Source organism: Streptomyces sp. NPDC005931 (assembly GCF_042871235.1).
Lineage (GTDB): Bacteria > Actinomycetota > Actinomycetes > Streptomycetales > Streptomycetaceae > Streptomyces.
Genome location: NZ_JBIAIG010000003.1, coordinates 72,060 through 85,793, shown reverse-complemented (window position 1 = coordinate 85,793; position 13,734 = coordinate 72,060). Strand labels below are relative to the sequence as shown.

Annotated in this window: 10 protein-coding genes; 3 read left to right on the top strand and 7 right to left on the bottom strand. The window is 72.0% G+C overall.

Annotation, left to right across the window (positions count from 1 at the left end; translation table 11 throughout):
• Nucleotides 1-325: 325 nt before the first annotated feature.
• The 4 genes from ACFYOV_RS08040 to ACFYOV_RS08025 form a co-directional block, all read right to left on the bottom strand.
• Nucleotides 326-1,216 carry a FadR/GntR family transcriptional regulator gene (locus tag ACFYOV_RS08040; protein WP_389084301.1) on the bottom strand — a complete coding sequence of 297 codons (891 nt, stop codon included), beginning with the start codon at nt 1,214-1,216 and terminating at the stop codon, nt 326-328.
• A 165-nt stretch (nt 1,217-1,381) separates the two neighbouring features.
• Nucleotides 1,382-3,220 (bottom strand): ATP-binding cassette domain-containing protein, encoded by a 1,839-nt coding sequence (locus ACFYOV_RS08035; protein ID WP_389084299.1) that lies wholly within the window; start codon nt 3,218-3,220, stop codon nt 1,382-1,384.
• A 103-nt stretch (nt 3,221-3,323) separates the two neighbouring features.
• Nucleotides 3,324-4,082, bottom strand: coding sequence for an NUDIX domain-containing protein (locus ACFYOV_RS08030; protein ID WP_389084296.1), 759 nt, complete (start codon nt 4,080-4,082; stop codon nt 3,324-3,326).
• 263 nt (nt 4,083-4,345) lie between these two features.
• Nucleotides 4,346-6,169, bottom strand: coding sequence for a DUF4192 family protein (locus tag ACFYOV_RS08025; protein ID WP_389084294.1), 1,824 nt, complete (start codon nt 6,167-6,169; stop codon nt 4,346-4,348).
• 197 nt (nt 6,170-6,366) lie between these two features.
• Here ACFYOV_RS08025 and ACFYOV_RS08020 point away from each other — a divergent pair, with 197 nt between their 5' ends.
• Together ACFYOV_RS08020 and ACFYOV_RS08015 are read left to right on the top strand one after the other, a co-directional pair.
• Nucleotides 6,367-8,532 carry a RecQ family ATP-dependent DNA helicase gene (locus ACFYOV_RS08020; protein WP_389084292.1) on the top strand — a complete coding sequence of 722 codons (2,166 nt, stop codon included), beginning with the start codon at nt 6,367-6,369 and terminating at the stop codon, nt 8,530-8,532.
• A 352-nt stretch (nt 8,533-8,884) separates the two neighbouring features.
• The gene (locus ACFYOV_RS08015; RefSeq protein ID WP_389084290.1) at nt 8,885-9,499 is read left to right on the top strand and encodes a hypothetical protein; all 615 of its coding nucleotides are present in this window, start codon (nt 8,885-8,887) and stop codon (nt 9,497-9,499) included.
• 334 nt (nt 9,500-9,833) lie between these two features.
• Here the strand turns inward: ACFYOV_RS08015 and ACFYOV_RS08010 are convergent, their stop codons facing one another.
• The 3 genes from ACFYOV_RS08010 to ACFYOV_RS08000 form a co-directional block, all read right to left on the bottom strand.
• The gene (locus ACFYOV_RS08010; protein ID WP_389084288.1) at nt 9,834-10,463 is read right to left on the bottom strand and encodes a hypothetical protein; all 630 of its coding nucleotides are present in this window, start codon (nt 10,461-10,463) and stop codon (nt 9,834-9,836) included.
• A gap of 68 nt (nt 10,464-10,531) precedes the next feature.
• Nucleotides 10,532-11,233 (bottom strand): ribonuclease HII, encoded by a 702-nt coding sequence (locus tag ACFYOV_RS08005; RefSeq protein WP_389084285.1) that lies wholly within the window; start codon nt 11,231-11,233, stop codon nt 10,532-10,534.
• A gap of 79 nt (nt 11,234-11,312) precedes the next feature.
• Nucleotides 11,313-11,936: a TetR/AcrR family transcriptional regulator gene (locus tag ACFYOV_RS08000; protein ID WP_389084284.1), complete on the bottom strand. Its 624-nt coding sequence runs from the start codon at nt 11,934-11,936 to the stop codon at nt 11,313-11,315.
• A gap of 184 nt (nt 11,937-12,120) precedes the next feature.
• Between ACFYOV_RS08000 and ACFYOV_RS07995 the strand changes: the two genes are divergently transcribed.
• Nucleotides 12,121-13,668 (top strand): MFS transporter, encoded by a 1,548-nt coding sequence (locus tag ACFYOV_RS07995; RefSeq protein ID WP_389084282.1) that lies wholly within the window; start codon nt 12,121-12,123, stop codon nt 13,666-13,668.
• Nucleotides 13,669-13,734 lie beyond the last annotated feature (66 nt).

Here is a 13,734-nt window from a genome sequence, read left to right as displayed (position 1 = left end):
TCTCCCCATGAGCGTTACGCCCAATTCGCGTGGCCCGAGTCACACCCCGTAAGCACTCAAAAGCGGTCAGACAGGGACAGAGATGGTCACCCATGGCTGACGACGTGGTTACTGCCAGGGGTGAGGTGCCTCGGCAGCCGGGCGGCGGAACGCTCGCGTCGGCTTTCGGCAACGCGTCGGTCCCGGTGTCCCACCGCTCTGCGACCGTCGGGCCCCGCGGGATCGGTGAATCGATCCCGCGGGGCCCGACGGAGGACGACTGACCGGTCGGGCGATGCCACAGGAGGGGGATGGCACTCCGGGCCGGACCGTCCGCGGAACGCCGTCAGTGCTCGCGGGGGGCGGGCACCACGCGTTCGACCTCGGGGTGGACGGTGAGCAGCTGGCGCATGGCCGCCTCGGCGGCCTCGGCGTCACCGCCGGCGAGGGCGTCCACGATCCGGCCGTGGTGGGCCAGCGAGGCCTCGTTCGGCCGGTCGCAGCCGGTGACCGGCCCACCGGAGACCTGGAGCGCGGCGGACACGATCCCGAAGAGGTGCTCGAGCATGCGGTTGCCGGCGACCTGGATGAGCAGGGAGTGGAACTCGGAGTCGGCCCGCGCGAAGGTGAGGGCGTCGCCCTGCCCCATGGCCTGCCCCATGATGTCGACCATGTCGGACAGGCGCCGCTGGAGGTCCTCGCGTCCGTGTCCGGCGGCCAGACGGGCGGCCAGCGGCTCGATCGTCCAGCGCAGCTCACTGAGCTCACGACGCTGGTCGTCGCGCTGCGGCCCGAACGCCCGCCACTCGATGATGTCCGGATCGAGAAGGTTCCAGTCGCTGACGGGACGCACCCTGGTGCCCACGTTGGGCCTGGCGCTGACCAGACCCTTGGCCTCCAGGACGCGGAGCGACTCGCGGACGACGGTGCGGGACACCTCGAAGCGCTGGCCGATCTCCTCGGGCACCAGCGGACGGTCGGCGCCCAGGTCGCCCGAAACGATCATCTGACCCAGCTGCTGGACGAGTTGGCCGTGCAGTCCGCGGCCGCGACTGCCCGCGGCTCGCCGGCCGACACGGGCCAGCTCGGGGTCCGAGCCTTCCCAGACAGGGGCCGGGACGCGGTCCGCGGCGGGCGCCTCCGCATAGGGGTAGCGGTCTAGTTCGCCCGGGCTCGCGAGGCCGGTGTCTGCGGAGCGGGCGGCGGTCATCATGGTGTGCGCTGCAAGGGTACTCACGCATCCTTTGTCGGCTCCGCTTCCAACTCCCTTGAGGTCTTTGCTGAAAAGCACACGAAAGGGTGATCGCTCACCCCGTCGCAATTGACGCCTTATCGGAAAGATTCTGGCTTCTCGTCGAGGAGTTGTATGCAAGGAGCGGACCGATTGGAACGTGGACGGTCGTCATCGGACCCTGCCGCGCGCGGTGGTGAGCAGATAGGTGCAGAGCAGCACGGCCAGTGACAACGTCAGAGCGCCGCCCACGGGTTGAGCGAGCACCCGCAGCACCCCTTCCAGGTACCGCTCGCCCCCGAAGGGCCACCGCAGCGGGAACAGCGCCCGCAGCCGCAGGGGAAGCCCGGCCGCACTCCGCGCGGAGGGCGCCTCCGTGACCCTGTGCAGAAGAGGCACGAGGAGAAGCGGCACGGCGACGACCGCGGCGAGCCCGGCGCTGGTGGACCGGAAGACTCCCGCAGCCAGCACGCCCGCCCAGGCGCACGCGACGACGAGGCAGACCCAACTGATGCTCAGGGACAGCCAGTCCGTGGGAACCCCGACCAGTTCCGGGCCGTAGACGAGATGGAGAAGTTCGGCGTCGCATCCGACGGTGGCGACGGCCAGCACCAGTGCGACGGCCGAGGAGACGAGGAGTTTGGCGGCCAGCAGCCCCAGCCGCCGGGGCACGCTGCCGCGATCCGGGGCCAGGGCGGGATGGCGAAACTCGTCGCCGAAGGCCAGCGCGCCCAGCAGTCCCGCTCCCAGCGCCGCCGGGGGCAGGGGCAGTTCCCTCGGCCACGCGGCCAGCAGGCGCGACTGGGGGGTGTGCCCGATTCGGGCCAGCAGGACGGCGGTGAGCGCGGACACCACGATCACCGCCGCCCCGACGAGCAGTGCCGTGCCGGTCCCCGCCACACGCCGGATCTCGTAGCGCAGGGGACGGAGGGGGCCGGGGGCGCGGCGGACGGAGATGGGAGGGGGCAGTTCGGCCAGGACGTCGGACTCGCGGTCGGCATGATCCGCGGAGCTGTGGGCGGACATCGACGTGACGTTCGTCGTGGGACCGGAGGACTTCGTCGGTGTTGTGGTGACCGATGTGGTGGAAGTGGTCGCAGTGGCGGTCGGATCTCCCGCGGCCGTTCCTGCACCCGGCCCCATGTCACCGACCTCATCGGCGAGTTGGTGCACGACGATGCCGTTCCTGAACGCGGCCTCGCCGACGTCCGCGCAGTTGCTGCCGTAGACGGAAAGACGGTTGCCGCCCTCCTGCACCACCTCGACGGAACGCCGGGCCGTGCGAGCCTCCTTGGTCAGGAGAGCGGCGAGGCGGGCGGCGTGGGGACTGCGGACGGCGACGCGCGGACGCAGCCGCGTGCGCGCGAACTCCGCGGCGTCCTGATCGGCCACCACTCGGCCCCGCTCCAGCGTGACCACGTGGTCCGCGACACGCGCCGCCTCCCTGGGATCGGTGATGGTGCACAGGACGGTGCCGCCCTGTGCCGCGTGGGCCCCGAGCATGCCGTACAGCCAGCGGTTGTCACGGGTGGAGAGGCCGGAGGCCGGCTCGTCGAGCACCAGCGTGTGCGGATCCGCCAGCAGCGCGCAGGCCAGACCCATACGTCGGTCCATGCCGCGCGAGAGCGTGCCGAGCCGTTCATCGCGCAGGCTCACCAGCCCCACCGCTTCGAGGACTTCGTCGGCACGCCGAACCGGGACACCCTCGGCGGCGCACAGCATGCGGAGGTGGCCGCGGACCGTGCGCGCGGGGTGCCCGGGTACATCGCCCAGCAGTACGCCGACTTCACGGGAGGGGTGGGCGATGCGGTGCAGGGGGCGGCCCCTGAAGTAGGTGATGCCGCGGCCCGGCCGGAGTGCGAGCATCAGCCCCAGCGTCGTCGTCTTGCCCGCGCCAGGCGCTCCGAGCAGCATGGTGACGTGGCCCGGCCGCGCCTCGAAGGAGACGTCGTCGACTGCGGGCGGAAGCTCCTTGCGGGGGGTGCTGGTCAGTCCGAGAGCCTGGATCACCTGAAGCAAGATAGCGTGGCATATAGGGTTTTTCGGGCACCACATGGCCCGCTCGCCATGGAGAATCGGGGCCCGTCGCCCCGGAGGCGGTCCCGGGTCCGGGTCACACCTCGGGGCGCAGCATGGGCGGGTTGAGCAGGGTGGCGCCGCCGGCCCGGAAGAGCTGTGCAGGGCGGCCGCCCTGCCGGGTGGTCGTACCACCGGTCGGGACCAGGAAGCCGGGGGTGCCCGTCACCTTGCGGTGGAAGTTGCGCGGGTCCAGCGCCACGCCCCAGACCGCCTCGTAGACCCGGCGCAGTTCACCGACCGTGAACTCGGGCGGGCAGAAGGCCGTGGCCAGCGACGAGTACTCGATCTTCGAGCGGGCGCGTTCCACTCCGTCCGCCAGGATCTGCGCGTGATCGAAGGCGAGCGGCGCCACCGGCTCGCCGTCCCGGCCGTACCCGCCCTGCTGGAGCAGTTCCTCGACCGGTGCCCAGCGCGCGTTGCTGGCGTCACCGCCCGCCCGGGGTGCGGGAAGATCCGGGGCGAGGGCGAGGTGGGCGACGCTCACGACGCGCATCCGGGGGTCGCGCTTGGGATCGCCGTAAGTGGCGAGCTGTTCCAAGTGAGCGCCGTTGTCCTGGGCGGGGGCGGCCGGGTCGTGGACGCGCAGCCCCGTCTCCTCGGACAGTTCGCGCGCCGCGGCCTGAGCCAGATCCTCGTCGGCCCGTACGAAGCCACCGGGGAGCGCCCAGCGCCCCTGGAACGGCGGTTCCCCCCTGCGGACCGCCAGCGCGCACAGGGCATGGCGGCGCACGGTCAGCACGACCAGGTCCACGGTCACGGCAAAGGGCGGAAAGGCTGACGGGTCGTAGGGCATGCGGCGATCATAGTCGTCTGCTTGACGATAAACACTCCCTCCACCGGCCGCTTCGCCGACTGATCCACTTCCCTTCACCCCAGGGTCCACGGCGTGTGCCCGCTGGTCATACCGCGCCTCTCCCCCGCCGTCCCCGTCGGGGGTTTGCGCCATGACGGCGGGGCCGTCTCCCCACGTGTGCGGCTCCGGATCCCGTCCCGGCCTTCCCGACCGCCTCACTGCTTCGCCGACCGGAGATCCCCGGGTTCTCTCCCCGCCCGTTCTCACTCCTCTCCGCCGTCGCCCCGACCGCCGGGCTGCGCGCCTTCCTGCCGGACGCCGCGGCGCCGCAGGTCCTCCGGCCCCACCGCGCCGTCCGGGTGCGCACCCTTCGCCCTGCCCGCGCCGGGACGCACACCGCCCGCCCTGCCCGCACCGGGGTGCGTACCGCCCGGCTTTCCGGCTCGGGGCTGCCTGCCCTGCTCCGTGGTCCGCGGCCGTGGGATCCGCACGCCTGGCCGACGGTCCTCCGCCCGCCCGGCTCGTGCGGTACCGCTGCCCGCACGGGCACCCGGGGCCCGTGTGCGCCGCCTGCGACGCGGAGGGATCACCTCCGGCACGGAAGCGGCGCCCGCGGGCACGGCAGGCGCGGACTCGGCGGGTACGCAGCCTCCCTGCCCGGCGTCCCCGACCGACCCGGCGCCTGCTGCACACTCGGCACCCGTCCTCTGGGCGAGGTCCGCCTCCGGTCCGCCGTCCGGGGCGGTTCCCCCGCCCGCCGATCGGCCGTCGCCGACGGCCGATCCGTCGGCCGCATCCGCTTCCCCGTCCGCCCTCGGCCCGGTGTCGGCCCCCTCCTGCGCGGTGCGGGCTTCCGTGCTCCCCCTGCTGCCCCGTTCCGCGCGCAGGCACCGGCGGACGGACTCCGGGTCGAGGCCCTCGTTGCACGCCTGGTGCAGGAGACGGGCGAAGAGGTAGTCGGGGTCGGCGGCGAGGGCCATGGCGAGTGCCTCTCGCCCTTCGAGTTCGTCGCCCGTGGACCAGGCGACCCATCCGGCGAGCGTGAGCGGCGCCGCGGCGTGCTCGGCGTACGGTCCGACGCAGCGGCGGGCCAGGGCCCGCCAGAGCCTGAGGGCGGGTCCTGCCCCCTCGCCCTCCATCCATTCCGCGGCGCGGTCCCGGGTGGTGCGGTCCTGGAGGCCGAGAATCAGTGCCGCGGCCTCGTCGTGCCCGAGGAGGTCGTCGTCCCGTAGATCGGCCGGGCGCATGCCGGACACGGGTGGAGCGTCCGCGAGTCGGCCCATGATCCGCTCGGCCAGTTCCAGCGTCTCCTCGGCGACTTCGTCGCGGCCCGAGGCGTCGAGGATCCTCGGCACCAGCGCGAGGCCGGCGGTGTCCAGGGCGACCTCCTGCTCGAGGGCGGCGGCACCCTCCCACGGGAGGAACCTCGCCCGCAGTTCGCGCAGGGTGCCGCGCACCTGGAGACCCGCGTAGGTGGCCGCCGCGGCCAGCACCGAAGTGCCCGGCAGCCCCATCGGGGTTCCCTCGGCCGGGCAGCAGCCCCCGTCGTCGCAGCAGTACGACCAGAAGCGGCCGTCCGACACGCACAGGGCCTCGACCACCGGCACCTCGAGGGAACCGCACTCCAGTCGCAGCGCGTGGGCGAGCGGCCCCAGCATCTCCTTGACCTGCCGGCCGGTCTGCCCGTCCCCCGGGTCCTGGCAAAGGAAGACGACCACCTGCTCGGGCCGGGCACCGCGGCGTTCGCTGCCCGTCACCAGGCCGTGGGCCAGCTGCCGGGCGGCTGCGGGCCAGTCGTCCGGGTTCGCGGGGATGCCGAGGCGGGCGCGTCCGCCGAACCTGCCCCGCCCGTCCTTGTCGTGCAGGGCGACCAGGACAACGCTGTCCTCGGGCCGGTACCCGAGGAGATACGGCAGGGCGTCGGCGAGTTCGGCCGGGCTGCGCAGGGTGACCTGCTGCTCGCCCCCGTGGCTCTCGAAGGCGGTGCAGGCGATGTCCTGCGGAATGCGCTCGGCCGGGCGCTTCGGGTCACGTCCCGCGATGTCTCCGTTTTCGGATGATCCAGTCATTTCGCTGTGATGCGTCATGCGGAGACGATCTCGCGAATCCCGCGACTCCGCTTACCCCTGTGGATAAGTCCGATCAGGGACACGACACACCCCGCCCGACCAGCCTGCGCTCCACCCGCCCGGGCACACCGCACGCCTCCGGCCGTCGAGCCGCCCCACGTCCACTCCACCGCCTCGGGACCCGCTTGTCGGTCCCGTCCTGTTGTATGGAACGCATGGAGCACACCAGCAACGCGGATCTCCGGGCGGCCGCCGACGCGGTTCTCGCCCGGCTCGTCGGGGACACCTCGGGCGAGGCCCGGCTGCGCGAGGACCAGTGGCGGGCCATCGAGGCCCTGGTGGCCGAGCGGCGACGGGCCCTGGTCGTCCAGCGCACGGGCTGGGGCAAGTCCGCCGTCTACTTCGTGGCCACGTCGCTGCTGCGGGCGCGGGGCAGCGGCCCCACCGTGATCGTCTCCCCGCTGCTGGCGCTCATGCGCAACCAGGTCGAGGCCGCGGCCAGAGCCGGTATCCACGCCCGGACCATCAACTCCTCCAACAGCGAGGAGTGGGACACCATCCAGGGCGAGATCGCCGCAGGCCACGTCGACGTGCTGCTGGTGAGTCCGGAACGGCTGAACAACCCGGACTTCCGCGACCAGGTCCTGCCCCAACTGGCCGCCGCGACCGGCCTCCTCGTGGTGGACGAGGCACATTGCATCTCGGACTGGGGCCACGACTTCCGCCCGGACTACCGCCGACTGCGCACCATGCTCACCGAGCTCCCGCCCGGCGTGCCCGTACTCGCCACCACGGCCACGGCCAACGCGCGCGTGACCGCCGATGTCGCGGAGCAGCTCGGCACGGGAGGCACGTCCGACGCCCTGGTGCTGCGGGGCCCGCTGGACAGGGAGAGCCTGAGCCTGAACGTGCTGCGGCTGCCGGACGCCGCACACCGGATGGCCTGGCTCGCCGACCACCTGGACGAACTGCCGGGCTCCGGGATCGTCTACACCCTCACCGTGGCCGCCGCCGAGGAGGTCACGGCCTTCCTCCGCCGGCGCGGCCACACCGTCGCCTCGTACACGGGCAGGACGGAGAACGCAGACCGCCAGCAGGCCGAGGAGGACCTCCTGGCCAACAAGGTGAAGGCCCTGGTCGCCACCTCGGCCCTCGGCATGGGCTTCGACAAGCCCGACCTCGGCTTCGTCGTGCACCTCGGCTCGCCGTCCTCGCCGATCTCCTATTACCAGCAGGTGGGCCGCGCGGGGCGCGGTGTGCGGCACGCCGACGTACTGCTGTTGCCGGGCAAGGAGGACGAGGCGATCTGGGAGTACTTCGCGTCGCTCGCCTTCCCCTCGGAAGACCTGGTGCGCCGCACCCTCGACGTCCTCGCCCACGCGGCCGCGCCGATGTCCCTGCCGGCCCTGGAGCCCCTCGTGGAGCTGCGCCGCTCCCGGCTCGAGACCATGCTGAAGGTCCTCGACGTGGACGGGGCCGTGAAGCGGGTCAAGGGGGGCTGGATCGCCACGGGCCAGCCCTGGACCTACGACGCCCAGCGGTACGAGTGGGTGGCGCGCCAGCGCAGGGCCGAACAGCAGGCGATGCGCGAGTACGCGACGACCCCCGGCTGCCGCATGGAGTTCCTCCAGCGCCGACTGGACGACGACGCCGCCAAGCCCTGCGGCCGCTGCGACAACTGCGCGGGCGCCCGGTACACCGCCGAGGCGTCCGGGGCCGCGCTCGAGGCGGCCCGGGTCGACCTCGGACGGGCGGGTGTCGAGGTGGAGCCACGCCGCATGTGGCCCACGGGCCTCCCGGCGATCGGCATGGACCTCAAGGGACGCATCCCAGCCGGGGAACAGGCCGCCCAGGGCCGGGCCCTGGGCCGTCTGACGGACATCGGCTGGGGCAACCGGCTGCGTCCGCTGCTCGCACCCCGGGCGCCTGACGGCCCGGTACCGGACGATGTGGCCAAGGCCGTGGTGGGCGTCCTGGCCGACTGGGCGAAGGGGCCGGGCGGTTGGGCGTCGGGAACGGCGGACGCCCCGCCCCGCCCGGTGGGCGTGGTCACCGTCGCCTCGCGCACCCGGCCCGCGCTGATCCACTCGCTGGGCGCGCGCATCGCGGAGATCGGACGCCTGCCGCTCCTCGGTTCGGTCGAGTACACGGGCGAGGCGCCCCGGCTCCCCCGGAGCAACAGCGCCCAGCGCCTGAAGGCTCTCGACGGCGCGCTGACCGTGCCCCCCGCGCTCGCCGCCGCCCTCGCGGACGCCGGCGGACCGGTCCTCGTCGTGGACGACTACACCGAGACGGGGTGGACTCTCGCGGTCGCCGCCCGTCTGCTCCGACGCGCCGGGGCATCGGGGGTACTGCCACTGGTGCTGGCGGTTCCGGGCTGATCCCGGTGAGTGCCGTGACGGCCGCCCCGCACGCCTCCCGGGCCCTCGACATCCGCCGGGACCGGAACTGTCCGTGCACGAATCTGGACGCCGTGCGTTCAAGTGACGTACGAACGTGTTGTGCTCGAACGCCCCATGCGCGGCGCACCGGCAGTCCGGGTGGGGATATAAGCCGCGCATCATCGGATAATGGTCGGCTGCCTCAATTGCTCGTTGCCGCATCCAAGTTCGACAGGAAGAATTGAAGTCCGCACCCGCACGGCACGTCCGCCGCTCAGGTAGGGCTCTGTTGCGTGCGCGCTCCCCCGAATCCGACCCCGCCCGCAGTGTGGGCGTAGCCGAAGGGAGGACCGTGACCTTCGGATTCGCTCCGGCCTCGGCGGCATCGCTGTCGACGTCCGCCGCTTCCGCCAACCGCGTGCTCGAACCCGCGGAATGGGCCGCCGCGGGCATCCCGCTGCTGCGCAACCCCCGCGAGGTCGTCAGCGGGCTGCACTCCCGGCACAGTCCCGGGCCGTCGACTGCGGTCGTGGCCGTGCTCGATCCGGACGAACGGGTACGGGCGAGCGCTTCGTTCACCCGCCGCCCCGCACCGGCGGACGGCTGGATGTTCCGCAACGCACTGCTGGCCCAGCTTCGCCGGGTCATCCCCCACGACCTGCGGCGCCGCACGCCGGTACGCACCGCCGTGCTGCTCTACTGCCGCGACGGCGACGCGCGTTGGACGGAGGAGGACGGCGCGTGGATGTGGGGTCTGCGGGACGCCTGCACACTGCACGGGCTGCGCTGCGGGGCGTACATCACCCTGACCCGTGACGGCTGGCAGGTCCTCGGAGAGGGCCGCGGTGGACGCCGCCCGACCGCGGACTCGGACCCCGAGCCGTTCGCCACGTCCGAGGCACCGCCCCGAATACCGCGCACGGGTGGTGCGGCGTCGGAGGTCCTGCGCCGCGCTGCGGCACGCTGACGCAGCATCGAGGACTGCGGTACACGGCGCACGGTGAATCCGTCGCGGGACGCCGGCCGGGCCGGGTAGCGGCGGAGGCGCGGACCCGAAGGCGGCGCACGGTTGGGATCCGCGTGGCGCACGTCAGCGCCTGCCGGCGTACGACCCACGACTCGCCCGATACGGGACCTGCCGCTCGCCCACCACTACGACCTGCGCCCGGCAGGGGACAGCCGAGGCACGCGCACCGGATCTCATCCGGTTTCGGGCGCACGCCGAGCCGACCACCGTGCGGACGCCGCGACGGCGGCGCTGCTTCACCCCCCGGCGTCCGTCAGGACGCCACGGCATCGGCTCAGACGCCAGCGCCCAGCACGGAGTTGATCCGCTGCGGATCGCCGCAGACGATCAGCAGGGTTCCGGCCTTGGCGTGGGCCGCCGACAGGGCGCGTGCGGCCACCGCCTCGCTGCCGCCGTTGACGGCGACCACGACGACGGGGCGGGTGGTGGCACGGTCCGCGACGCCGGCGTCCGCGTAGAAGACGTCGTCGCGGGCGTCGTGCTGGGCCCAGTAGGACGCTTCACCGAAGGACAGTTCGTGGGTGGCCCACGGATGCGCGTCGCCGGTGGTGAGGACGAGGACGTCGCCGGGGGCACGACCCGAGTCCAGGAGCAGGTCCACGGCCTCTTCGGCGGCGTCGAGCGCGCCCTGGGCGGAGGCCGGGATCAGCTGGATCTGCGGGGCGTCCGCGACAGGGGCGGCCGGGGCCGAGGCGCCGGGCTTGGCCGGCGCAGCCGCGTCCCGCGGCGCGCGTTGCACCGGTGGAGCCGGCCGCAGCGGGCCGGGACGACCGGGGCGCGACGGAGCCGCGGGGCGGGGACCGGGTACGGGGCGGGGGGTCGGCGCGGTGCGGCCAGTGGCCGGAGTGGCGCGGGGACCCTGGGCACTCTCGTGAATCTGAGGCTCCTCGGGAATGAGAGGCATGAGCTGATTTTTATCAAACGTTGGTACGGCTCGCGCCGTCGGGTGGCACATGAGTGCGAGCGGAACCGTCAGAAGTCGAAGCCGAGCTGGCCTTCGATCTCCGGAACGCTTCCGTCCGTCCAGGTGCGGACCTTCTTGAGGTGCCGCCACTGGGGCAGCGCATCAAGATACGCCCACGACAACCGGTGGTACGGAGTGGGTCCCCGGACCTCCAGTGCGGCCTTGTGCACGGGCGACGGATACCCGGCGTTGTCCGCAAAACCGAAGTCTGCATGGTCGATACCCAGTTCGGCCATCATTTTGTCGCGCTGAACCTTGGCGATCACCGAGGCCGCCGCGACCGCCACGCACGACCGGTCGCCCTTGATCACCGTACGGACCCGCCAGGGCGCCCCGAGGTAGTTGTGCTTGCCGTCGAGTATCACCGCGTCGGGCCGGATCGGGAGGGCTTCCAGGGCGCGCACCGCTGCCAGCCGCAGCGCGGCCGTCATCCCCAGATCGTCGATCTCCCCCGGGGAGGCGTGCCCCAGGGCGTAGGACGTCACCCACTGCCTCAGCGCCTCGGCGAGCTCGGTGCGGCGCTTGACCGTGAGCAGCTTGGAGTCGGTAAGACCTTCGGGGGGCCTGCGGAGGCCGGTGATCGCGGCGCAGACGGTGACGGGGCCGGCCCAGGCACCGCGCCCCACCTCGTCGACACCCGCAACGATCTTCGCCCCGGTCGTGGCGCGCAGAGAGCGCTCGACGGTGTGAGTCGGTGGTTCGTACGGCATGGCGCTCTTAGCGTACGCCGCCCGTGACGACCCCCGGCACCCGGTCCCCGAGCAGTAGCCCGGCCTCTGGACGCCCCCGTCAGGAACCGCCCGGGCGTAGCAGCGGAACCATCAACTGGTCGATCATTTCCTCCAGATCGACATCCGGCCATTCACTTCCGCACATCTTGGATCGGTACATCATCATCGCCGGAATGACGTCGTAGACGTAGGCGTTGGCAGCGTCGCTCCGCACCTCGCCACGCTCGATTCCTCGCTCGATGACCTCGCGAAGCGTCTTGAGGGTCGGCTCCACGACCCCTTCGTAGATCACGCCATGGAACCGCTCGGCCTGCGCGGTGTCGCACTCGTGAATCACCGAGCGCAGGGCCACCCCCGGCCGGGAGTACATCGCGTCGCGCGCCCGACGGCACAGGGACAGCAAATCCTCGCGCACGCTCCCGAGGTCCGGCGCCGCGTCGAAGCGCGGCAGACCCGCCCGCAGGGCGTCGGCGACCAGATCCTCCTTGGACGGCCAGCGGCGGTAGACGGCGGCCTTTCCGGTCTGGGCGCCGGCGGCGACGCCCTCCATCGTCAGACCGTTCCAGCCGACCGTGCTGAGCTGATCCAGGGCAGCGTCGAGGATCGCGCGTTCCAGTACGGCTCCACGGCGACGGGAAGCGGCCGCCTGAGCATGGGCGGGCACCCAGCTCGAAGTAACCATCTGACTCTCTCCAACGAGCAGAGGAAGCGGGCATTGGGGGATGGGACACGCGCCGCGCGGCACCGAAGGGGGACATGCCGTGCGACGCCGCGTAAGTGAACGCTTGCGTTCACTGTCGAGGACTCCTACCGTTGACGCAACAGTGAACGCGAGCGTTCACTGACGCACTCGTGGGGGACCCATAGTGACAACCTCTCCGTTGACTCAAGACCGGAAGCCAGGAGCGGCGCGCCGGGACGGACACCCCGGCATCGCGCTCACCGTCATCGCGGCCTGTCAGCTCATGGTCGTACTCGACGCGACGATTGTGAACATCGCGCTGCCGCACATCCAGAAGGCTCTCGAGTTCAGCACCACCGATCTCACCTGGGTGGTCAGCTCCTACACACTCACCTTCGGCGGTCTGCTGCTCCTCGGCGGCCGCGCCGGTGACATCCTGGGCCGCCGCCGGGTCTTCATGACCGGCATCCTGCTCTTCACCTTCGCCTCGCTGCTCGGCGGGTTCGCCCAGGAGCCCTGGCAGTTGCTGGCGGCCCGCGTCCTGCAGGGGATGGGCGGGGCGATCGCGTCGCCCACCTCCCTGGCGTTGATCACCACCACCTTTCCCGAGGGGCCCGAGCGCAACCGGGCCTTCGGTGTCTTCGCGGCTGTCTCCGCGGGCGGCGGTGCCATCGGTCTGCTCGCCGGCGGCATGCTCACCGAATGGCTCGACTGGCGGTGGGTCCTCTTCGTCAACGTGCCGATCGGTGTGCTGATCGCGGTGCTCACGCCGATGTACATCAACGAGTCGGAGCGGCACACCGGCAGGTTCGACATCGCGGGTGCGGTGACCTCGACGGCCGGCATGGCATCCCTCGTCTACGGCTTCATCCGCGCGGCCGACGAGGGCTGGCGGGACAACCTGACCATCGGCTCCTTCGTCGCCGCGGTGGTCCTGCTGGTGGCCTTCGCCGTCATCGAGTCCCGGGCCAAGGAACCGATCACTCCCCTGCGGATGTTCGCCGACCGCAACCGCTCGGGCACGTACGTGATCATGCTCAGTCTGGCCGCGGCGATGTTCGGCATGTTCTTCTACATCGTCCTCTTCGTGCAGAACGTGCTCGGCTACAGCCCGATCGAGGCCGGCCTCGCCTTCCTTCCGGTAACGGTCGTGATCGCCCTCGGCGCCGGACTGTCCCAGCGGTTCCTGCCGGTGTTCGGGCCGAAGCCGTTCATGCTCATCGGCTCGGCGCTCGCAGCCACCGGTCTGGCCTGGCAGGCCCTGATCAGCTCCGACAGCAGCTACGTGGGCGGAGTCCTGGGCCCCATGCTGATCTTCGGTTTCGGCATGGGCCTGAATTTCGTGACACTGACGCTCACCGCAGTCTCCGGTGTGGCACAGCACGAGGCAGGAGCGGCATCCGGACTGCTCAACGCCACCCAGCAGGTGGGCGGCTCGGTGGGGCTGGCCCTCCTCACCACGGTGTTCGGCACAGCCAGCAGGGACGAGGCAGAGAAGCAGATCCCGCGCTTCCTCGCCGAAGGGACACCGGAGCAGAAGGCGGAATTCGCGCAGACCCACCAGCTGCCCGAGCCGTGGGGTCACGAAGTCCTCGCCCAGGGCATCTCCATGGCCTTCGTCCCGGCCGCGGCCATGGCCGTCCTCGCCCTGGCCACCGCCTGGCTGGTGATCCGGGTTCGCAAGAGCGACCTGGACGCGCTGTCCGGCACGGCCGGCCCCGGCGTCGGCTGAGCGGGGAACAACGGGAGCCCGACCCGGCAGTTCACCGACCGTCGTCACGGGGGTCGGCCGGAGAGT

Coding starts and splice junctions, on each gene's coding strand:
- ACFYOV_RS08010 (WP_389084288.1), bottom strand. CDS start 10,463: ATGCCTCTCATTCCCGAGGAGCCTCAGATTCACGAGAGTGCCCAGGGT.
- ACFYOV_RS08005 (WP_389084285.1), bottom strand. CDS start 11,233: ATGCCGTACGAACCACCGACTCACACCGTCGAGCGCTCTCTGCGCGCC.
- ACFYOV_RS08000 (WP_389084284.1), bottom strand. CDS start 11,936: ATGGTTACTTCGAGCTGGGTGCCCGCCCATGCTCAGGCGGCCGCTTCC.
- ACFYOV_RS08020 (WP_389084292.1), top strand. CDS start 6,367: ATGGAGCACACCAGCAACGCGGATCTCCGGGCGGCCGCCGACGCGGTT.
- ACFYOV_RS08025 (WP_389084294.1), bottom strand. CDS start 6,169: ATGACGCATCACAGCGAAATGACTGGATCATCCGAAAACGGAGACATC.
- ACFYOV_RS08030 (WP_389084296.1), bottom strand. CDS start 4,082: ATGCCCTACGACCCGTCAGCCTTTCCGCCCTTTGCCGTGACCGTGGAC.